This window comes from Bacillus sp. FSL P4-0334 (assembly GCF_038004825.1).
GTDB lineage: Bacteria > Bacillota > Bacilli > Bacillales > Bacillaceae > Bacillus > Bacillus velezensis.
This window is the reverse complement of record NZ_JBBORX010000001.1, coordinates 2,445,132-2,466,057: the sequence shown is the minus strand read 5'-3', so window position 1 is coordinate 2,466,057 and position 20,926 is coordinate 2,445,132. Positions and strand designations below refer to the sequence as shown.

Sequence of the window (20,926 nt, the reverse complement as noted above, 5' to 3'; positions counted from 1 at the left end):
GGCAATCTTTTGTCTGTCGAAAAAGTGGCTGAGACGGCGTAAAAAGTGCTCAAAACCCGTGAACCCGGTGACGGCAAAATCTTAATTTTCGAAGTTCCCAATACAATCAACATCCGTACGGGCGAAGAAGGGCCTGACACTTTATAAATTTATAAATTTTGAAGCTCCCGGCACATAAGTGCTGGGAGCTTTTTTGTAAAATCTTAAACGTGATGATTAAATTGGTTTTGTTAGCCTTTGCTTCTTTAGTAATACTTTATTTAATAAAAAGTAGAATTTACCTATTTTCTGTTGAATATTTTTTCAAAATTTAGTAATATATTGAATGGGTTTCTAAATAAATGGAGAAAGGAAGTTTAAATTGAAAAAAATTGTAATGACACTATTCACAGTTGCTCTATTGACATTCGGGATTTTCTCAAACAGTTCAGAAGCGTTAGCCATGACTTCAAAAGGAGCAATTAAATTCCAAACAGATGCTAATACTTACTCAAAACACGCTACTTCTATTGTCGTAACAGGTACTGTGCCTTCAAAATATGAGGTAAACTGGGGTGTTACAGTTTTTCTTAAAAATAAAAAAGGAGATGTTGTCAAAGATATAGATGTTAATGGCCGTAATATTCGCAGTTTTAAAGTGAGCTTTTTGACAAAAAATATTCCAGCAGGCAAGTATGATGTGGTGGTAGCATTGCCTTGGGGAAATCAAACCCATAGAGGAGAACTGAAACACTATATTACTGTACAACATTAAAATTCATATTATTAACAAATGGGTTTAACGTTGATTTCATCTGGAATTCTCAAAAAACAGCATGTAAAGATGAAATCTCTGAATCGAGGATGTTTTCGTAAATCTCTTGGATTTTTTACGATACATCCTCTTTTATTTTTCAGTTTTGCGAAGGCTAATCTGTAGAGTTTCAATTTCGGATGCCAAATTATTTGGTTTTAATTGCGGGAATACGAACTCGATTAATTGCTATGTACATTTGGGTTACTCGAATTCATAGTTGAATCAGTCATGATACATCCTACTTTTGGAAAGTTGTATTAATCCTAATCATTATTCGGAAATCCCCCTTTAGATTTATAATAGACAGTCTGCATCAAACAAACGAGGGGGATTTTCCAAATTATTCACAGTAGAGCATTATAAATGGATGCACGTTAATACATTATCCTGCCAAGTTCCTGTCTTCATTAAAGGCTCTAAGAATACAAGGTTTGCAGATCATTGTTTACAAAACACCATCAACAATACCGTAAAGCCATCGCTTCCTCAGCATCCATAAAATAGTCGCGTTCGGGCAATCTTTTTTATTTCACCCAAAGCTTATAAATACTTTGAGTTCCGCTGTTTTCTTCACCTTGCGCGGAAAGCTTGTCGTATAATGATTTGGCGAGCGCCAATCCGGGCATCTCTTCTCCCATCAGTTCCGCTTCTTCAAGGGCGATTCCCATGTCTTTAATAAAGTGTTTCACGTAGAATCCTGGTGCAAAATCGCCTTTCAGCATACGGGGAGCGAGGTTGGACAATGACCAGCTTCCGGCAGCTCCGGTTGTAATGCTTTTCAGCACTTGTTCCGGGTTCAGACCGGATTTTTCAGCGTAAGCCATCGCTTCAGCCACTCCGACCATTCCCGCTGCAATCGCGATCTGATTGCACATTTTCGTATGCTGGCCGCTGCCGGCCGGCCCTTGATACTGAATGTTTTCCCCCATAACGGAGAAAAGCGGCAGGCATGCTTCAAACGCTTCTTTTTCTCCTCCGGCCATAATGGCAAGCGTTCCGTTCCTGGCGCCGATGTCTCCGCCGGAAACGGGTGCATCCAAGGCGTGAATGGACTTTTCTTTGGCCTGCTCCGCAATCTTTTTCGCCAGAGACGGTTTTGATGTCGTCATATCAATGACAAACGTCCCTTCTTTTGCGTGCCGGAGAATGCCGTTTTCGCCGAGATAGATTTCCTCGACATCACTCGGATAGCCGACCATGGTAATAATGATGTCTGCTTTCTCTGAAAGGTCTTTGACCGTCTCCTGCCAGACCGCTCCCTTATTCAGAATCTCTTCCGCTTTTTGTTTCGTCCGCGTGTAGACTAAAACAGGATAGCCCGCTTCTAAAATGTGCGATGCCATACTGTTTCCCATGACGCCTAAACCGATAAATCCGACCGTTTTGTTCACTGCGCTTTCCTCCCATGATGCGATTCATAATATCATTCTTTCATGTCTATATTACCATATTATAGGCTGATAGAGACCGCGTTACAAGGTGAATTTAGAAATCGCGCTGATCAGATCTTCGCTCGCGCTCTTTAACATGTCAGTCGATTGCTTCACTTTTTCAAGCGTAACGAGCTGTTCATCAGTAGAAGCATTCACTTCTTCCGCGGCTGCCGCAGATTCTTGAGAAATGGCGGAGATGCTTTGAATTGCTTCTTGAATTCCGGCTTGTTCTTCACTCATTTTTTGAATGTCATTGTAAATATGATCTATACCTTGAACGAGAGACTGCATTTCCGTCGTAATCAGATTGAGGACCTCACCCGTTTCATGAATGGCGCTGTTTTGTTCATCATTCATTCTGCTTGCCTCAATCATCGCGTGTGACGCTTCTTTTGTCTCAGATTGAATCAGACGGACCGTCTCACTGATATGGCCGGAAGAAAGAGCTGATTGTTCAGCAAGCTTGCGGACTTCTTCAGCGACGACGGCAAAGCCCCGGCCGCTTTCTCCCGCTCTTGCGGCTTCAATGCTCGCATTCAGCGCCAAGAGGTTCGTCTGGTCTGAAATGGCGGATATTGCCGTCACGACTTCTTCTATGTTTTTCGTTTGTTCTTCCAGGTCATTCAGCATTGCCTCTACTTTTTTCGTTTCTGAATTGGCTTCGTTTGACTTCATCAGCAGCTGCCCGAGCGCGTCCAATCCTTTGTAGCTGGCATCCTCTGAAGATTTTGAGAGTTGTTTTATGCTGCCCGCGCGATCTGCGATTCCTTTTATTTTGACCGAGAGATTTTCTGATTTTTCATTGATCGTCTCAACCTCTGACGCTTGCTCTGTCGCTCCGGCGGCGACTTCCTCTATCGCTTTTGCGATTTGTCCGCTCGTTTCATTTGTTTCTTGTGAAATGACGGTTAGCTGGTCAGATGTATCAGACACATTTTCTGAGGAGGCCTTAACCTGTTCGACCATCTCTTTCATATTTTCAACCATTTGGTTAAAGTCTTTTGTTAACTCGCCTACTTCATCTTTTGATTTCGTCTGGGCGCGGACGGTTAAATCTCCAGCTGAGACTGAATTTGTTTTGGCGATCAGCTGCTGAATCGGCCCGGTTATCGTTTTTGCTAGGAAATAGCTGAGTCCGATCGTAATCACAAGGGCGATCAGTGACATAAAAATGCTCACCGTGTTCATTTTATCGGCTACTCCCATCAGCTGATCTTTTTCAAACTGCGTTCCGACTTTCCACCCTGTTTCTTTTACCGTTTGGTAGACGACCATGTTCCCCTGCAGCTCTTTGACGCCTTCTTTATCCGTGGTGATGTCTTTTAACGTCTGATCTTCCGAAATATTTTTTCCCTGTTTTTCCGGATGCGCCAGAAGAGAGCCGTTTTCATCCGCCAAAAACGCAAATCCTTTATACGGTACCTTTTGCTCGTTGACCATGCTCTGAATGGAGGACAGCTTCAGATCTAAGCTCGCCACTCCGACGACGGTTCCGCTGTTTTGAATGGCTTTTGACGCCGTCACGATCATGTCTCCCGTCACTGCATCTTTATAAGGGTCAGTCCAGACAACCTTATCGGGTTTTTCAGCCGCCATCTTATACCACGTTCTATTTGTCGGATCATAGTCTTTGGCAAAATCGGCCTTTGGATATGTAAACATTTGTTTGTTTGCGGTTCCGACGTACGCAAGCGCGACATATTTGTCATTCTGTCCGATCTGTTTTAACTCATCGTTAAAAAGCCGCGCGGTTTCTTTGTTCCCATCTGATAGAAAAGACCGGGACAATTCACCGCCTGCTAATCTCAATAATACGGTCTCATCATTTTTCAGCTGAAGCTCAATGTTCTGACCGAGTGAATTGGTGACATTCTCTGTCGTACGTTTTGCTTCCTCCGTCATCATCGGCTTTAATGTCAAATATGAAGAAACCGTTAAAAAAACAACCGTTACGATAAGCATTGCCGATACAAACACAGCAATTTTGATATGCATTTTTTTAAACATAACCATCCCCTCCTGAGAGTTATATCGGTCTTTCGGCCATGAAAATGAATAAACCTTGAAATAAATATCAAAAATTTCCGCCATTTGGCGCAGCAAAAAAAGAGCCGTCATGCCGACAGCTCCGCCTTACGTAAAATATTCGATTTTCGCTTTCGGAAAATAGGTTTCGATATAAGATTCCAGTGTTTCCCTTAAAGCATGCTCTTCGTCTTTTTGGTATATATACTTGCCGATTCCGTAGCGTCCCCATTTGTATCTGCGCTTTTCTTCATCAAGCTCAAGCTTTGTTTTCGGATAGTTCTTCTCAATCACCCGTTTGGCTGGTTTTGTAAAACGGTGCTGGATCAGTTCAAATGTGATGTCATGCCGAACGTCTTCATCAAGCGCCGCATCCAGTTTCTCAAACAGTTCCTTATAGCCTTCCTCCCAGCCATCGTGAATATAAATCGGCGCCACGATGAAACCGAGCGGATAGCCCGCTTTAGCGACTTTCACGGCGGCTTCTATCCGTTTGTCGAGCGGAGAAGTTCCCGGTTCAAAGTTTTTAATGACATAATCCGCATTGATGCTGAATCTGAACCTAGTCTTTCCGTTATGTTTTGCATCAAGCAAATGATCGACGTGGTGAAATTTAGTCACGAATCTGAGCTGTCCCAATTCGCTTTGTCCGAAATGTTCAATGGCTCTTTTTAATGTATGTGTCAGATGATCGATTCCTACGATATCAGACGTACAAGAGGCTTCAAATCTTGTAAATTCCGGCGCCCGTTCTTTCATATACTCATCAGCCTGATCCAGAATCTCTTCCACATTGACATATGTCCGGATGTAGGGCTTTGACCCCATCGTCGTCTGCAGGTAGCAATAGTGGCAATGCCCCATACAGCCCGTCGCAAATGGAATGGCATATTCGGCGGACGGCTTTGAAGAATCGAATTTCAGTGTTTTCCGGACGCCGATTACCAATGTTGATTTCGCGTTCCGGTATTGCTGCAAGTGATTTTTCCCTGGAATATTCCGGACTTGATTATGCGATGTCGTTTCTCTGATCTCAAGCCCCATGTTTTCAAACTTATTCTTCAGCTCTTGTCCTAACGGGTATTCGAGCGCTCTCGGTTCAATATAAACAAGCTGGGGCACAAACGGCTTCAGCATAGACAGACACTCCCTTTACATATTCTCATGTTGTTACTTTCCGTTTAAAAGAGAGTGAATATGCGTTGTAAACATTTCCTTTGATCAATGATACCGGTCTTCTTCAAAAAGCTCGCTGTAAAGCGCTTCCGCTTCCTCATATGTCGAAAAGACCGCGTCATCTTCGGCCAGCGGATGATAGGTTTCGTATAAAAACAGAGACAACTCTCCCTCATGATACGGGTGATGGACGATCTCCGCCTCTTTAATATGGGCAACATTGGCGGCATGCGGATTGCGGTAAATCACATAGACCGTATCCCCCGCTGCAAATGATTTTGTCATGATAATCCCTCCTGTTGAAAGTTATTGTTCCCCCCTTTTTTCCGAATATGACAAAAACCAGACGGCTTACACCGTCTGGCTTTTGTATTACTTATTGAATGTTTCTTTAACGAATGCGACAACCTCTTCTGTCGTGCTCATAGACAAGATTGTTTCTTTGAATGATTCAGCTTCTTTTTTAGAAAGCTTGCTGATCTGCGTTCTTGCCGGAAGGATGGATGTAGCGCTCATCGAGAACTCATCTAAGCCTAAGCCGAGAAGAATCGGAATCGCAATTTCGTCTCCCGCCATTTCTCCGCACATGCCGACCCATTTGCCCTCTTTGTGAGCGGCTTCAATAACAAGGGTGATCAGACGGAGAATCGCCGGATTGTATGGCTGATACAGATAAGCTACGCGCTCGTTCATGCGGTCAGCAGCCATCGTGTATTGGATCAAGTCATTTGTTCCGATACTGAAGAAGTCAACTTCTGCGGCAAACTGATCTGCGATAACGGCTGTAGACGGAATCTCTACCATCATACCGACTTCAATATCGTCAGAAACCGCTACGCCGGCTTCGACGAGTTTTTCTTTTTCTTCGAGAAGAATCGCTTTCGCCTGTTTAAACTCGTTTACTGTCGCAATCATCGGGAACATGATTTTTAAGTTTCCGTATGTACTTGCACGAAGCAGCGCACGAAGCTGAGTTCTGAAGATTTCTTGCTCTTCAAGGCAAAGGCGGATGGCTCTGTAGCCTAAGAACGGGTTCATTTCTTTAGGTAGCTGCAGGTAAGGAAGCTCTTTGTCGCCGCCGATATCCAATGTCCGCACGACAACTGATTTTCCTTCCATACGCTCAAGAACCGTTTTATAAGCGTCAAACTGCTCGTCTTCCGTCGGAAGCTGGTCGCGTCCCATGTAAAGGAATTCCGTACGGTAAAGCCCTACAGCTTCTCCTCCGTTTTCAAGAACGCCTTTTACATCGTCCGGTGTGCCGATATTTGCGGCAAGCTCTACATGATGGCCGTCTTTAGAAACAGTCGGTTCATTGACGAGCTTCGCCCACTCAGCTTTTTGCGCCAGGTAAGCACTGTGCTTTTCTTCATATTTCTTTAACGTTTCACTGGAAGGATCGATGATCACATCACCATCGATGCCGTCTACGATTACCGTAACACCGTTTTCAATTGTCCCTGTAGCCGCTTTTGTGCCGACGACAGCCGGAATTTCAAGCGAACGGGCCATGATCGCGGAGTGTGAAGTGCGTCCGCCGATATCAGTTGTAAAACCTTTTACAAACTGACGGTTTAATTGCGCCGTATCAGACGGTGTCAAATCTTCAGCCACGATAACAACCTCTTCTGAGATCATGCTCGGGTTCGGAATTTCCACGCCCAGCAGGTGCCCTGTCACACGTTTTGTTACGTCACGGATATCCGCCGCACGCTCTTTCATGTATTCGTTATCCATTGATTCAAACATAGTAACGAACATGGAAGCTGTTTCTTTCAAAGCGAATTCAGCATTGACTGAATCTGTGCTGATTTTCTCCTTTACCGGGTTCAACAGCTCAGGATCACTCAGAACTAAAAGGTGCGCGGAGAAAATGTCAGCTTTGTCTTGTCCCAGTTCTTTTAAAGCATGCTCTTTAATTTTTTCAAGCTCTTCTTTAGAACGTACAATCGCTTCATCAAAACGGCTTACTTCAGCCGCAGCATCAGCAATGTTTTTCTTTTCAACCGTTAAGTCCGGCTCTTCAAGCCGGTATGCTTTCGCAATCGCAATTCCGGCTGAAGCGCCTATTCCTTTTAATTCTTGCATTACTCGCCGAGTCCTTCGCTTTTCATTGTTTCTTCTAAAGCGTTAAGAGCATCGTTTTCGTCAGCGCCTGAAGCGGAAATTGTGATTTCAGCGCCTTTAGCAATACCTAGAGACATAACGCCCATGATTGACTTAAGGTTTACTGTTTTGCCGTTATATTCTAAGTTTACGTCAGCATCGTATTTGCTTGCAGTCTGTACAAGAACTGTCGCAGGACGAGCGTGGATTCCGGAATCTGCTGTTACTTTAAATGTTTTTTGTGCCATGATTATCATTCTCCTTTAAATTAAAGCTATTTTACTACACAATATTATATCATACAGCCGTACTTGTCATCTGACAAGCACGGCGTATTTATATGCTTATTTTCCGATTTTCACAATATCTTTTTGTTCCCGTTTTACGGTACCTTCGGCCGAAAGGGAAATCGCTTCACCCTCGGCAAGATTTGTAAAGACAATCGGTGTCATTAATGAAGGAACATGAGGTTTAACCGCTTCAAGATCAACTTCAAGCAGCTTTTGTCCCGGTTCAACCCGGTCACCCTCAGAAACAAAAGAAGTGAATCCTTCGCCTTTCAGGCTGACTGTGTCGATTCCGAAATGAATCAGGATCTCTCTTCCGCCGTCAGACTGAAGGCCGATCGCATGTTTTGTCGGGAAAACATTCAGCACTTTTCCGCGGACAGGCGATACGACGATTCCTTCTTCAGGAAGAATCGCAAAACCGTCACCCATCATTTTTCCTGAGAACACCTGGTCAGGCACATCGGTAATCGGATGGATTTCGCCGGTGATCGGAGAAGCGAACACTTCTTCACCCTGCTCGTTTCGGAGCGGATCTGCGATAACCTCTTCAACCTGCTGGCTGACTTCTTCTTGCGCGGATACTTTCGGTTCAGGGCGCGGCGTGCGTCCGGCGATAATATCCTGCATCTGTGTTTTTAAACCGTCAGAACGCGGGCCGAAAATGGCCTGAATGTTGTTTCCGACTTCAAGAACGCCTGAGGCGCCAAGCTGTTTCAAACGAGTCTTATCCACTTTCTTCTGGTCGTTGACCGTAACGCGGAGTCTCGTGATACAAGCGTCAAGGTGCTTAATGTTTTCCTGATCACCCATTGCCTGCAGGATTTCATAAGGAAGGTCGCCGGCTTCGCCTGAGGCGCCCGCACCTTCATCCGCAGCCTCTTCTTCACGGCCCGGCGTTTTCAGATTGAACTTTCTGATAGCAAACCGGAAACCGAAGTAGTAAATGACGGCTAATCCTAAGCCGACCGGAATGACAAGCCACCAAGCCGTCCGGTTAGGCAGAATTCCGAACAGGAAGTAGTCAATCAGACCGCCTGAGAAGGTCATACCGATTTTTACATGCAGCAGCTGCATAACCATAAAGGAAAGTCCCGCGAATACGCAGTGAATCGCAAACAGGATAGGAGCCACAAACAAGAATGAGAATTCAAGCGGCTCGGTAATTCCCGTTAAGAAACTTGTCAGAGCGGCAGAACCCATGATTCCGGCTACAAGTTTTTTCTTTTCAGGCTTCGCTTCATGATAGATTGCAAGCGCTGCCGCCGGAAGACCGAACATCATAAACGGATATTTCCCCGTCATAAATGTTCCCGCCGTCAGCTGTACGCCGTCTTTGATCTGAGCCATAAAAATCCGCTGATCTCCGCGGATGATGTCTCCGGCCGCATCTTTATAGCTGAAAAATTCATACCAGAACGGCGAGTAGAAAATGTGATGAAGACCGAACGGAATCAATGACCGCTCAATCATCCCGAAAATAAAGGCCGCCAAGGTTGGATTCGCTTCCACAAGACCCGTGGAGAAGGAATTCAGACCGTGCTGGATCGGAGGCCAGATCACTAACATAATAAGACCGAGAATTAATGCGGAAATCGATGTGATAATCGGGACGAACCGCTTACCCGCAAAGAATCCCAGGTACTGCGGAAGTTCAATTTTATAAAACTTGTTAAACAATAACGCGGCCAGAACCCCGACGATAATACCGCCGAACACGCCCGTCGCCAAAGTGGGTATCCCCAGCATGTTAATATAGGCCGGATGGTTTTCCGCAAAAAACTTTGCCCGTTCAATTTTGTCAGACGGAATACTGCCGTTTGCCATAAGCACGGCGCTCATGGATACGTTCATGACCAAGTATCCGATAATAGCCGCGATTCCGGCAACACCGTCTCCGTTGGCAAGACCGATCGCAACCCCTACTGCAAAAAGAAGCGGCAGGTTGTCAAATACGATTTGGCCGGCGCTTTCCATGACATTCGCCACAAGCTGAACGTTATCATTGCTTAAGAAGTGCATGACTTGAATCATATCTTTGTTCTGCATGGCATTCCCTAACGCAAGCAAGATCCCCGCAGCCGGTAAAATCGCAACCGGAAGCATAAGAGCACGGCCGATTTTCTGGAGAACGCCGAATAATGCTTTAAACATAAAAGATGTACCTCCTCTGTTAGCTAGTGTGACCTTACAGCGAAAATTCATGACAACAAATTCACTGGCGCAAGTCTTCAGTTTAACCGTTTACATTTGCCCTTTTACACAACAAAAAAGGCATGAGTAAAAAGGGTGTGCAAAATAACGGGACCGTTCTTCCCGTTTTTCACCCTCAATCACTCATGCCTGATCGAATCAGTGACACGTTTTTAAGGTTTCAACTGAAATTATGAAATTTTATTGGTTAATCGGTACAAATGAAGCGTGAGATAAACCGCTTCCGCCTCATGAACTGGTTTTTTCAGTATTTGCTGCAAGATTTTTATCAGTTTCCAAGCAGTATTGTAGCATAGCGGGTATTCATTTTTCAATAATAACATTAACTTTTCTGGTTCTTTTGTCTGCTCTTCCCGATTAATCCTGTCTATGGTAAATCTGATATGCCGGATCAGCCGCAAATAGTGGACGCTTTCTTTATTCACTTTCATCTGGAAAGATTCCTCAATCACCTGAACGAGCCGGGACATCAGCTGTGAATGCTGATTGACCTCTGAAAGGGGCCGATTCGTCAGGGCGGAGTGGATATGCAGAGCGATAAAGCCGATCTCCCCTTCCGGAAGGCAGATTCCCGTCTTTTCATTAATCATGCCGACGACTTCACGGGCAATTTGGAATTCTTCCGGATAAAGCGTTTCGGTTTCCATGAGAAACGGGTTTTTAATGTCAAAACCCTGCTGCAGCCGCTTTACCGCAAATGCGATATGGTCAGTCAGCGCAATATGGATATGCTCATTTAACGGTTGGCTTGTCCGCTTCTTGATATGATAAATGACGTCATTGGAGATGTCGACAAGTGTCTCGTCCACATAACCGAGGAGCTTTTTAAATTGTTTTTGTTCTTTTTCATCCTTTAAGATGAACATCTTGTCATACCCTTTATCTTCAATGACATCCGCTTGTTTTTTTCCAAAGCCGATCCCTTTTCCGATTAAGACGACCTCACTGTATCTATCATGTGTTGCGATGAGCACATTGTTATTTAATACCTTTTCAACTGTAAAGGACCCCTTCATGATCCTCAGCTCCTTTGTCATTCAATACCTCATATCGTACAAAACGAACGGAAAGCGCGTCAATTCTTTTTTTAGACGGTTGATCGTTCAATAAGGCGGTAATCAAGAACTTTCCTTGCCGGAGGCCCGCCGCTGATCCTGTTCTCAAGCATGTGAAAAGCCTGCTTTCCCATTTCTTTTGTTTGTATATCTATTGTGGAAATACCTAACATCTTGCTGATATCATGATTGTCGATGCTCAAAATCGCAAGCTCTTCCGGGATGCGCGTCCCGTTTGCCTTGGCTTCAAGGTAAAGACCTGCGGATACTTGATCATTCGCCGCAAACAGCGCAGTCGGTTTGTCATCCCAGCTCTTCCATCTCTGAAAAAGGGCTTTCCCGTCAAGCAGCGTCAGCGCCTTTTCCACAACCAGCTCTTCCCTGTAAGGCTGCCCGATCTTCTTGAGCGCCTCTTTGTATGCGGCAATGCGTACTTGACTGTTTTTTCCCTTTTTTCTGGCCAGGCTGATCGCTATTTTCCGGTGTCCCTTTTCTATCAGATAATCCAGACCGTGCCGAAATGCTTCCCGATGCGGATTACTGATGGAGGAAAGCCCTGCCGCATCAGTGTACTGGCAGAGGATGAGCGGTTCTTTCACGGTAAGCAGATGTTCATCAGGAATTGCTTTGGAGCAGATAATCAGGCCGTCCACTTGGCGCTCCTGTAACTGTGATAAGGCAAAACGTTCTTTTTGCTGCTGATAATCTGTCTGGTATAAAGAAAGATGCACGCCTGACGCTTCGGCAGCCTCGGCAATACCTGCAACAAGGTCTGCAAAATACGGAAGATTCACCGACGGAAGCACAACGCCAATCATATCGGAAAAACCTTTTGATAAATGCACAGCATGAATGTTGCGCGTATATCCGAGCGATTGCATCGCTTTTTTCACTCTTTCTCTTTTGTCCTTACTTACATAAGGATGATCGTTTAAAACTCTTGATACCGTTGTAACGGAAACCCCGGCAGCGCCGGCAATGTCTCTGATCGTAGCCATTGCGTCCCCCCCTTTCTTTTTTTCCCTTGATCTGGAATGCGTTTCATACAGTAAGCTAGAAACAGAAACAGCCTATTCGTTTGAAAGGAGAAGAACAGCGATGGGGATTCTTTGCTTAATCGGTTTGTGTCTCGCCATACTCGGCGGCAGTTACCTTGCCATGCGGCCCCTGAATGAAAAGCATGACATCAAACCATTTCAGCATTTTGATGATTTTTTCATTTAAAAGGTGATAAAAAAGGACGCTGCGTTTCAGAACCGTCCTTTTTTATCACAAAGCTTTTTATTTCAGAATCGTTAATTCTTTCGGATACTGCGTTAATGCTTCGGCGCCGTCTTTTGTGACGAACACATCGTCTTCAATGCGCACGCCGCCGACATCCGGCACGTAAATCCCCGGTTCTATCGTGTAGACCATGCCTTCTTTGAGGAGTGTGTCGTTCGCGCTGCTCATTGATGGATATTCGTGAACCGAAATCCCGAGTCCGTGGCCGAGGCGGTGCGGGAAATAGTCTCCGTATCCGGCTTTTTCAATAATGCCGCGGGCTTTTAAATCGAGATCGCCGATTCTGACGCCGGGTTTGCTTAATTGAAGCGCCGCCTGTTCAGCTTTAAGCACCGTTTCGTAAATCTCTTCCTGTTTCGGGCTGATTGATTGGTATGCGAATGTTCTCGTAATGTCTGAACAGTAGCCGTCAAGAATAACGCCCAGATCAAACAGAACGAAATCGCCTTTTTTCAACCGGTCTGCACCCGGATTCCCATGGGGCTGGCCTGATTTTTCCCCGAACAGCACCATCGTTGAAAATGACATGCCCTGCACGCCTTTTTTCTTCAGCTCAAACTCAATTTGCGCGAGTACTTCGGTTTCACTCACACCCTCTTTAAGCGCCGCAACACCGACTTCAACTCCGTAATCCGCGAGTTTTGCCGCTTCCCTGAGAATGCTGATTTCCTTCTCATCTTTCACGAGACGGAATTGGTTGAGCGTTTCTTCTGCCGAAACAAATGCCGCGCCCCCTGAAGCTTGTTTGAGCTGTTCTGAGCGGGAAAGAGAGATCGAATCCTTTTCAACCGCGATGGAATCAAGCCGCACATTTCGTTTTGTGAGCTCGGCTTTGATCAGCTCCCACGGATCTTCGTGATCGCCGTAGCCGATAATACCATGCTCCCACCCGGCGCTGCGGGCTTGTCCGGCTTCCATTCCCGGACAAACGAAAAACGGCTCCTGTTCCTGAAACAGGAACAATCCCATTAACCGCTCATGCGGATCCGTGTAAAAATCAGTTAAATAAAATACGTTTTCCTTTGTATGTATAAACGCCGCATCATGTCCTTCTTTTTTCAGCCAAGATGAAACACGTTCTAATCTGTTCATTTTTTGCTTTTCCTCCTTACCAAAGTGACTCTTTATTCATTCTATCAGTTTTCCGGCGTTTATGCTGTGAACGAACATTAAAAAAACAGCCGTCCGATGTGCGGCTGTCATGTTTATTTTAATAATCTCAGTCCGTTCAGAATGACCAGAATCGTGCTCCCCTCATGCCCGATCACGCCAAACGGCAGTTCCATCACCTGCAGAAAGTTAGCGCAGATCAAAAGGCAGATGACCGAGAGCGAGAAAACAATATTCTGCTTAATAATCCGGTTCATTTTCCTTGAGAGTCTGCACATTTTCACAAGCTTGTGAAGATCATTTTTCATAAGGACTAAGTCAGCCGTTTCAAGGGCCACGTCCGTTCCCCCGCCCATCGCAATACCGACGTCAGCGGTTTTCAGAGCGGGCGCGTCATTAATGCCGTCCCCCACCATGGCGATTGTGCCGTACGTTTCTTTCAGCTTCTTCACTTCTTTTGCCTTTTGGTCCGGCAGACAATCGGCAACAACCGTCGTCATGCCCGCCTCTTTTGCAATGGCAGCCGCAGTTTCAGACTGATCGCCGGTGAGCATGGCTGTTTTAATGCCCAGTGATTCAAGCTCAGCCATCACGGCTTTGGCTTCAGGTCGGATTTGATCCTTTAAGGCAAAGCAGCCCGCAATCCGGTCATCTTTTTTAACAAAGACCAGTGTAAAACCTTTATCCCTTAATTCTTTTCCCGATGTTTGCAAAAAAGCATCTGCCGCATCTTCACCTGCAAACCCCGCTTTTCCGACCATCCATTTGACGCCTTCTATTTCAGCCTGAACACCGAATCCGGACGTCTCGTCAATCGATAGATGTCCTGCGGGCGCGGCACCCCGGCTTTCGGCAAATTCAGCTATCGCTTTTGCAAGCGGGTGGCTTGATTGCTTTTCCATCGCATACACCGCTTGCATGATCTCATCTTCACTCACATTTTCGGCAGCTTGAAACGCCGCGACTGCCGGCTGTCCCTTTGTTACCGTGCCGGTTTTGTCAAAAGCGATCATCCGTACGCTTCCCAGCTGCTCTAAAAACACACTTCCTTTAACCAATAATCCGTTGCGGGCCCCATTTGAGATAAGGGAAAGCGCAGCGGGCATAATAGAAGCGACAAGCGCGCACGGGGAGGCGACCACCATAAACACCATCGCCCGGTAAAAGGTTTCACTCCAGCTCCAGCCTAAAGCGAAATGAGGAATGAATAAAAGCAAAGCCACGGCTAACAGCACGCCTTTGACATAGACACTTTCGAACCGCTCAATAAATGCCTGAGCCGGTGACACGCTGTTTTGGGCTGATTCCACCAGCCGGATGATTTTTCTGAATAAAGACTGTTCATTTGTTTTCGTCACACGGACCGTTAAGGAGCCGTTTCCGTTTACCGTTCCTGTAAACACAGAATCTCCGGCTGTTTTTTCCGCCGGCATCGCTTCACCCGTAAGCGCCGATTCATCGAGGCTCGTCACGCCAGACTCAATGATCCCGTCTGCTGCTACGCGTTCGCCCGGCTTAATGACGATCATGTCACCGATCTTAAGTTCAGCAGCCGGCACCCGCTTTTCCCGTCCGTCCGCAAGCAGTGTCGCTTCCTCCGGTTCCAGTTTCATTAAAGATGTTAAATCACGGCTGCTTTTATTCATCGTATATGTTTCGAGCGCGCCGCTTAACGAAAAAATAAAGATAAGAACAGCGCCTTCAGCCCAATAACCGATCAGGGCGGAGCCGACAGCCGCAAAAATCATCAGCAGTTCCACATTTAACGCCTTCGTCTCAATGGTATCCTCAATTCCCTCTTTCGCTTTTGCAAATCCCCCGATCAGGAAGGCAAGGATATACAAAGTGACGGACAGGCCTTTTGTTTCGGTAAAAAACCAGGCCGCAAGAATAAGGACGCCGGATACGAGCGCCGCAATGAGTTCTGCATGCTGGAGCCACTTTTTTCCGGCCCGCTCTTCTTGTATGTGCTGTTGTGAATGGGTTTGTGTCATCACTTGTTCATTCATTATGAATTCTCCTCTCTAATTGAGAACGCAAATCATCTTCAATTCCCCGATAAAAGCAAAACAGCCGCCTGACAGGCAGCATTTTCACAGTGTTATCGCAGTGTTTCCTTTATTATAGCATGCCGGCGGAAGATTTCAATTATAATTGTTTTAATTTCTTTTTGATAATAATTATCATTAGTGTTTCTTCAGCTGTTCATTATATGCAAAAAAGGTGCGGGAGGAATTCCTCCAGCACCTTTTTATTTCTCTGACCATTCTTTTAATTGTGAGGCGGTCATCGGACCGACGATCTTTTTTTCGATTTCTCCTTTTTCATTCAGCAGAAATGACGTGGGAATCGTCATGACATCGTATTCCTTCATAAGCTCGCCTTTCGTGTCAAGAACAATCGGGAAAGTGAGATGGTGCTGACTGACAAAGTTTTGAACGGTATTTTTGTTTCGCTCGGCATTCATCAAATTTACCGTTACAAGGCTTACATCATCGGACTGATGCTGTTCATAATACGTTTGGAACTGAGGCAGTTCTTTTTTGCACGGCGGACACCACGATGTCCAAAAATGCAAAATCGTTTTCTGCCCTTTATTCGGAATCGATATCTCGTCTCCTTCAATCGTCTTCATCAGAAACACGGCTGGAACTGCCTGTTTTTCTGATGAGGCTTTTGCTTCAGGCATCCAGACGGCGGCAGCTATCAAAAGGACTGCACATACAATTAGGCGGTTTTTATGCATATGATCTTCCTTTCACGCGTTTCGGATAGCTTGCCCTTCCTTATTGAAATGTATCAGCCTTTTCAGCTTTCGATCCGGGGCGCTGTTCTTCCGCCGCCCGTCAAAAACACGGAGACACCGAGGTCTTTGCAGATCGTCGCGTAATGTAAACTTGTCAGAAGAATCATGCCGGTATTCATGCCGAGTATAATGCCGAGCATTTGCAATTCCGGCATAGAACCGAGCACATACATCATCGAAAGCCCTACAATGCTGCTCCATACGTTATGATAAAACGCCGTTTTCACGTGGCCGATACCGATCAGACAGGCCTGAAGCGGCATCACAAACAGATGAAAAAGAAAAAACGGCCACAAAAGCTGCAAATAATACTGCGCTTCCGGAGACTGAAAAAACAAATGGGTCAGCGGGCCCGCGAACTGAAACATGACCCAGACTGCCGGAATGCCGTAGCCGAATGTAATAAAAATCGCTTGTCTCAGCCGTTTCAGCACAATATCATATTGGGACAGCGCATACGCTTCTGAAATGCTGGGAATCATGACGACCATCAGCGAATGGGCGATAAATGCGGGAAACGAACCGATTGTCATCGCAACACCGGCAAGCATGCCGTATTGATCAATCGCGGCTGTCCCGGCTGCCCCGGACGCCAGCAGCGCTCCTTTCACTAAAAAGGGTTCAATGGCGTTCGTCACCGCATGAAATATACGAAGTCCCGTTGTCGGGATGGATACGGCCAGGAGGCGTTTCCGCACGTCCTTGCCGCGCAGATGAATGTGCTGATGGCCGGAAAGCGCCCTCCGCGCCAAAATAAACTGCGTATACAAGTAAACGAACACCACGACATCGCTTGCGACCAGCACAAATAATGAAATGAGCACGGCCATATCAATTTCAAAAGAGTACCATTGAAAAAAGATAAACAGACAAAGCACTTGAATGATTTTTTTCATGACATTCGCAACCGCGATTTTTCCCATTTGCTGCACACCCATAAAATAACCTCTGGCGATGGATGTAAAAGCGACGACTGGAATCAGCCCGATGACAATCCCTTTAATAAACGGGTGATACGTATCGAATACAGGAATGAACGGCAGCGCGATGCTTGCGGCCGCGGTTGAAAACGCGGTAAAAACGGCGGTCATTCTGAAGGCATGCCGGAGCATGCTTTCATGCAGCTTCTGATTGGATTCCGCGATGAATTTTGAAATGGAGATCGGAAGCTCCAGACTGGCGATGACGATAATTAAAAAAATGGTGGGCAGAATGCTCATGTAAAGTCCCATCCCATGCTCGCCAAGCTCCCGCGCCAGTATCATATTCACGACAAATTCCAGACATTCCGCGAAAAAGGCGGCGATGGATAAAAGAATGATCCCTTTCACAAATCGATTCATGGTGTCTCTCCTTGTCTCTCGTTCTTCCATCATCATATGAGACAAGTTCTGAAAATATTTTCGATTTCTCAAAATTGAAAAAAGCATAGCCGGGATATTTTTGATCCCGCTATGCTTACATCGCAAATACGTGTCTGCCGATCCGTTCGATAATTTTTCGGGAACGGATCCAGTGGTCAGATGCCGTTTTCGGATTGTAGAAAAACAACGCGTTCGTTTCTCTGCCCGGATGGTCAAGCGCCTCATTTGCGGCGGCGATGGAATCCTTATCCGGCTTTTGATTAATGCTTCCGTTTGCTACCGGTTCAAATGCATTCCTTTGATAGATCACACCCCGAATGGTATCCGGGAAGCCGTTTTTTTCAGTGCGGTTCAGCACTACGCTGGCTACCGCAACCTTCCCTTTATAAGATTCACCTTTCGCTTCTGCGTGAACGAGACGCGACAGAAGTTGTCTGTCAGCGCGGGAATACGTTTTTTTCGGCGGCTGATAAGCCGTCTCTTCCGGTTTTGCTTTCTTCTCTTGGTGAGATGACAGCTTTATCGGTTGGATAGAATGCTTATAATCCGTTTTTGAAAGCTTCGGAACCGAGCTTTTTTTATTTAAATCAGCAACCAGTGTGCTGGGTTCTTGCTTTGGCTTCTTCGCAAAAGTAAACAGAGCTTCTGTATGTTCAATTTTTGATGCAGGCATAAAACATAGAAAAAAGACAGCCAAGGCAGCAAATTTTGTCGTCATACGATTTCCTCCTTAAATACTTCACTACCTTAACAAGAGCTGTGCGCAAATTCACGGTTAAAGATTTTCCAGTGCTCCCAATCAGCTTTTATGATGGAAGAAGTTCGTTAACAGCCTTGTTATTGGCAGGAAAACAGCCGTCATTTTCACAACATTAACCAAATAGCAGTAAAAGTATCCATCGGAGGGATTTTACATTTTGTTTACATCTGTTACAGCCAGATGAAATGAGAAACTAAGAAACAAAAAAAGACTCCTCAAGTGCGAGGAGCCGTCAGCTTCTTGGCTGTTCTAAATACTGGAAAACAACATCTCCGCCCTGCTGTGCAATACCGCGGAAATGCTTAAAATCTTCCTGCTTCGATAAAACTGCTCGAAATGCAAGAAAATGTTCTTTCTGCACCCTGAATTCTTTGACTTCCCCGGTGCGCATTTGGTTGATACATTCTGAAATTTCCTCAGGCAGCAACGAACACAGCCTCCTTTTCTCGGCTTTTTCCCGAAAATCAATATACCATCTTTCCCCCGCCGGGACAATGATTGAGCGGGCTGATACCCATATCGCTTTACTTCTTAAAGAAAATACTGCAAAATATTTTCAAACAGGATTTATGATAAAGGAGAGGAAGCTCGTGAAAATTGCTAAGGTTGGAAACGTCATTGAATTTAAAAACGGATTAACCGGTATTGTTGAAAAAGTAAATGAAAACTCCGTCATCGTTGATGTAACCATCATGGATAATTATCGTGACCTTGAATTAGATTCCCTCACTGTCGTCAACCATAAGAATTATAAAATCATCAGAGACTCCTATTAAACCCCCCGAACAATCCGAACCATTTACATATCCCGCACAAAAGCTGCCGCCCGGCAGCTTTTTCAAATGAATTCAGATCTCGGTCATTTCTACAAAAAAATCACCTGTCTCATCTTTATTGTAAAGATTAGTGACGGATGTATAGTAGTTGGTTATTTTACCGCGGAATTCAAGCCCACGCTCGGGCGCCTTGATGTCAAATGTTTTTTCATACAAAAGGACGGCAATATCATGATACGTTTCAGAGGTCACCTTCAATATAAATGAAATCATGCGGCCGTTTTCACCCGCACTTTCTTTACAATCATACATTTTCAGTCTTACACCGTTTAACTCTAACGGCTCCATAACGAACACTCCTTCTTTTTACAGGACATGCTATCATGCTGACCATTCCTTTACAATTGATCCGCTCCGAATGAGAAAAAACAGCGCAGGCCTTTACAAACATACGTTCCCTATTTTATAATGAAACAGACGAGCTGCCATCCAGCACCCGTCTTTTCATTAGAAAGCGGCGAGTGGAATTCCCCCCGGATTCGCTCGTCTTTTTTATGTAAAACCCCCTCATTTCTGAGGAGAAACTATATGGTCGATTATCAACAAGTCATGGTTCTCCACGTACCTTGGCGCCTTGAATTTCCCCATCCTTTAATGAGAGTGGTCAATCAATTCTCATCATGTTTTTTAGATAAACCAGCATCCATTCAGGATAGAGATTCATTGCAATTATCTTCGAATTTTGCTTTGAACTATAAATCATTATATATTTTTAAACACTGTATTCCAGACTGACGCATCCTCTTGTCCAAGACTCCAGCTGCCAAGACCTTTCAGATTATATTTTTGAGCGAGTTTTATTTTTGCTCTGAGTGACTGTTCATTTTCAAACCATAATGTATATGTTCCCGAAGGCAACAGCCCCTTGTTATCGTGATTGACAGTAAAAATAGCTTTTGGAGATTGACTCTTTGTGTCAAAAATAATTGTCCCGTTATGCCTTTTTACTAATGAGTCAACAAGGTAAAGGGGAATGGCTTGAGAGGCAGATTGGCCTTTCATCCAACAGCGGCCATAGAATGGCAATCCTAAAACTAGTTTTTTAGGAGAGATTTTTTGGGTCAGAGCATATTGAATGGACTTTTCCACCCATCCTACACTTGCAGTAGGTCCAGCAAGGTGGCTTTCATCGTAGGCCATAATCATAAGGTAATCTGCATATTTAGCTAAATACTCGTAATCATATGATCCGTGCCAGCCCTTCGTCCAGCCAAAAGGATTTGCCGCCACTGCAACTGATACTTCTTTATGTCTAGGAATACTTTTCCTTACCAATCTAACAAAATCTGTAAATAAATTCCGATCTTTTTCTGTAAGGTTTTCTATATCGATATTAACTCCGTCCAAATCCAGTTCTTCTATTGCATGAGAAATTTGTTTAGCTAAAAGAACTCGGTTCATTAATGAAAATCGCCCCAAATCCTGATCCCAATGATTGCTTAGAAAAGGAACTACTTTTAATTTTCTTCTATGAAGAGCTTTAATCACATCGGGATTAGCTGAACGGAGAAGTAATGATCCATCTTTTCTGATATAGAAAAAATCAGGAGACACAACATTTAATACTCCGTTCGTTTGATCAACGTGTTGAATAAAATCCCATCCTAATCCAGAATAGAAATAGCTCATTTGAAACATCTCATAACCCCTTCATCCCCAAAAATATCAAGTTCC

General features: G+C 44.9%; 20 protein-coding genes and 1 pseudogene. 4 read left to right on the top strand and 17 right to left on the bottom strand.

All coding sequences use genetic code 11. From position 1 onward, the window contains the following. Positions 1 to 21: 21 nt before the first annotated feature. A pseudogene (locus NSQ37_RS12870) lies at positions 22 to 147 on the top strand (P-II family nitrogen regulator); the annotation flags it as partial. Between the two features lie 214 nt (positions 148 to 361). Continuing rightward, complete coding sequence (locus tag NSQ37_RS12865; RefSeq protein WP_098081365.1) at positions 362 to 754, top strand: hypothetical protein; 393 nt, start codon at positions 362 to 364, stop codon at positions 752 to 754. Positions 755 to 1,320: 566 nt separating this feature from the next. Here the strand turns inward: NSQ37_RS12865 and NSQ37_RS12860 are convergent. The 9 genes from NSQ37_RS12860 to NSQ37_RS12820 all read right to left on the bottom strand — a co-directional run bounded on the left by NSQ37_RS12860 (position 1,321) and on the right by NSQ37_RS12820 (position 12,090). Further along, positions 1,321 to 2,187: an NAD(P)-dependent oxidoreductase gene (locus NSQ37_RS12860; protein ID WP_043021224.1), complete on the bottom strand. Its 867-nt coding sequence runs from the start codon at positions 2,185 to 2,187 to the stop codon at positions 1,321 to 1,323. Positions 2,188 to 2,268: 81 nt separating this feature from the next. Continuing rightward, complete coding sequence (locus NSQ37_RS12855) at positions 2,269 to 4,236, bottom strand: methyl-accepting chemotaxis protein (protein WP_069007525.1); 1,968 nt, start codon at positions 4,234 to 4,236, stop codon at positions 2,269 to 2,271. Positions 4,237 to 4,362: 126 nt separating this feature from the next. Next, the gene (gene splB / locus NSQ37_RS12850; RefSeq protein ID WP_003154644.1) at positions 4,363 to 5,391 is read right to left on the bottom strand and encodes a spore photoproduct lyase; all 1,029 of its coding nucleotides are present in this window, start codon (positions 5,389 to 5,391) and stop codon (positions 4,363 to 4,365) included. Between the two features lie 84 nt (positions 5,392 to 5,475). After that, a complete protein-coding gene (locus NSQ37_RS12845) occupies positions 5,476 to 5,715 on the bottom strand; it encodes a transcriptional regulator SplA domain-containing protein (protein WP_003154646.1) in 240 nt (79 codons plus the stop codon). A gap of 87 nt (positions 5,716 to 5,802) precedes the next feature. After that, positions 5,803 to 7,518 carry a phosphoenolpyruvate--protein phosphotransferase gene (gene ptsP, locus NSQ37_RS12840; protein ID WP_015417356.1) on the bottom strand — a complete coding sequence of 572 codons (1,716 nt, stop codon included), beginning with the start codon at positions 7,516 to 7,518 and terminating at the stop codon, positions 5,803 to 5,805. Then, entirely contained in the window at positions 7,518 to 7,784 is a 267-nt protein-coding gene (locus tag NSQ37_RS12835) for a phosphocarrier protein HPr (protein ID WP_003154654.1), read from the bottom strand. Before NSQ37_RS12835 ends, ptsP begins: the two co-directional genes overlap by 1 nt. 96 nt (positions 7,785 to 7,880) lie before the next feature. Next, a complete protein-coding gene (gene ptsG, locus NSQ37_RS12830) occupies positions 7,881 to 9,977 on the bottom strand; it encodes a glucose-specific PTS transporter subunit IIBC (RefSeq protein WP_003154656.1) in 2,097 nt (698 codons plus the stop codon). 230 nt (positions 9,978 to 10,207) lie between these two features. Then, positions 10,208 to 11,074 carry a glucose PTS transporter transcription antiterminator GlcT gene (gene glcT / locus NSQ37_RS12825; RefSeq protein WP_012117426.1) on the bottom strand — a complete coding sequence of 289 codons (867 nt, stop codon included), beginning with the start codon at positions 11,072 to 11,074 and terminating at the stop codon, positions 10,208 to 10,210. 50 nt (positions 11,075 to 11,124) lie between these two features. Next, positions 11,125 to 12,090 carry a LacI family DNA-binding transcriptional regulator gene (locus NSQ37_RS12820; protein WP_072589034.1) on the bottom strand — a complete coding sequence of 322 codons (966 nt, stop codon included), beginning with the start codon at positions 12,088 to 12,090 and terminating at the stop codon, positions 11,125 to 11,127. A gap of 100 nt (positions 12,091 to 12,190) precedes the next feature. Between NSQ37_RS12820 and NSQ37_RS12815 the strand changes: the two genes are divergently transcribed. Continuing rightward, positions 12,191 to 12,316 (top strand): hypothetical protein, encoded by a 126-nt coding sequence (locus NSQ37_RS12815; RefSeq protein ID WP_255764256.1) that lies wholly within the window; start codon positions 12,191 to 12,193, stop codon positions 12,314 to 12,316. A 57-nt stretch (positions 12,317 to 12,373) separates the two neighbouring features. Here NSQ37_RS12815 and NSQ37_RS12810 read toward each other — a convergent pair whose 3' ends face one another. The 6 genes from NSQ37_RS12810 to NSQ37_RS12785 all read right to left on the bottom strand — a co-directional run bounded on the left by NSQ37_RS12810 (position 12,374) and on the right by NSQ37_RS12785 (position 18,843). Then, entirely contained in the window at positions 12,374 to 13,468 is a 1,095-nt protein-coding gene (locus tag NSQ37_RS12810; protein WP_007611047.1) for a M24 family metallopeptidase, read from the bottom strand. A gap of 113 nt (positions 13,469 to 13,581) precedes the next feature. After that, on the bottom strand, positions 13,582 to 15,495 hold the full coding sequence (locus tag NSQ37_RS12805) for a heavy metal translocating P-type ATPase (RefSeq protein WP_167340631.1): 1,914 nt from the start codon (positions 15,493 to 15,495) through the stop codon (positions 13,582 to 13,584). A 242-nt stretch (positions 15,496 to 15,737) separates the two neighbouring features. Next, positions 15,738 to 16,232 carry an endospore biogenesis thiol-disulfide oxidoreductase StoA gene (stoA, locus tag NSQ37_RS12800; protein ID WP_007409594.1) on the bottom strand — a complete coding sequence of 165 codons (495 nt, stop codon included), beginning with the start codon at positions 16,230 to 16,232 and terminating at the stop codon, positions 15,738 to 15,740. A 62-nt stretch (positions 16,233 to 16,294) separates the two neighbouring features. Then, positions 16,295 to 17,635, bottom strand: a complete 1,341-nt coding sequence (locus tag NSQ37_RS12795) for a polysaccharide biosynthesis protein (protein WP_007409593.1) — start codon at positions 17,633 to 17,635, stop codon at positions 16,295 to 16,297. 115 nt (positions 17,636 to 17,750) lie between these two features. Further along, positions 17,751 to 18,374 carry a cell wall hydrolase gene (locus NSQ37_RS12790; RefSeq protein WP_167340630.1) on the bottom strand — a complete coding sequence of 208 codons (624 nt, stop codon included), beginning with the start codon at positions 18,372 to 18,374 and terminating at the stop codon, positions 17,751 to 17,753. Between the two features lie 274 nt (positions 18,375 to 18,648). Then, positions 18,649 to 18,843 (bottom strand): hypothetical protein, encoded by a 195-nt coding sequence (locus NSQ37_RS12785; RefSeq protein WP_059367104.1) that lies wholly within the window; start codon positions 18,841 to 18,843, stop codon positions 18,649 to 18,651. 163 nt (positions 18,844 to 19,006) lie between these two features. Here NSQ37_RS12785 and NSQ37_RS12780 point away from each other — a divergent pair, with 163 nt between their 5' ends. Next, positions 19,007 to 19,192: a YkvS family protein gene (locus NSQ37_RS12780; RefSeq protein ID WP_003154669.1), complete on the top strand. Its 186-nt coding sequence runs from the start codon at positions 19,007 to 19,009 to the stop codon at positions 19,190 to 19,192. Positions 19,193 to 19,264: 72 nt separating this feature from the next. Here NSQ37_RS12780 and NSQ37_RS12775 read toward each other — a convergent pair whose 3' ends face one another. Together NSQ37_RS12775 and NSQ37_RS12770 are read right to left on the bottom strand one after the other, a co-directional pair. Then, the gene (locus NSQ37_RS12775; RefSeq protein WP_007409590.1) at positions 19,265 to 19,540 is read right to left on the bottom strand and encodes a DUF3219 family protein; all 276 of its coding nucleotides are present in this window, start codon (positions 19,538 to 19,540) and stop codon (positions 19,265 to 19,267) included. 414 nt (positions 19,541 to 19,954) lie between these two features. Continuing rightward, positions 19,955 to 20,890 (bottom strand): glycosyl hydrolase family 18 protein, encoded by a 936-nt coding sequence (locus NSQ37_RS12770; RefSeq protein WP_032871331.1) that lies wholly within the window; start codon positions 20,888 to 20,890, stop codon positions 19,955 to 19,957. Positions 20,891 to 20,926 lie beyond the last annotated feature (36 nt).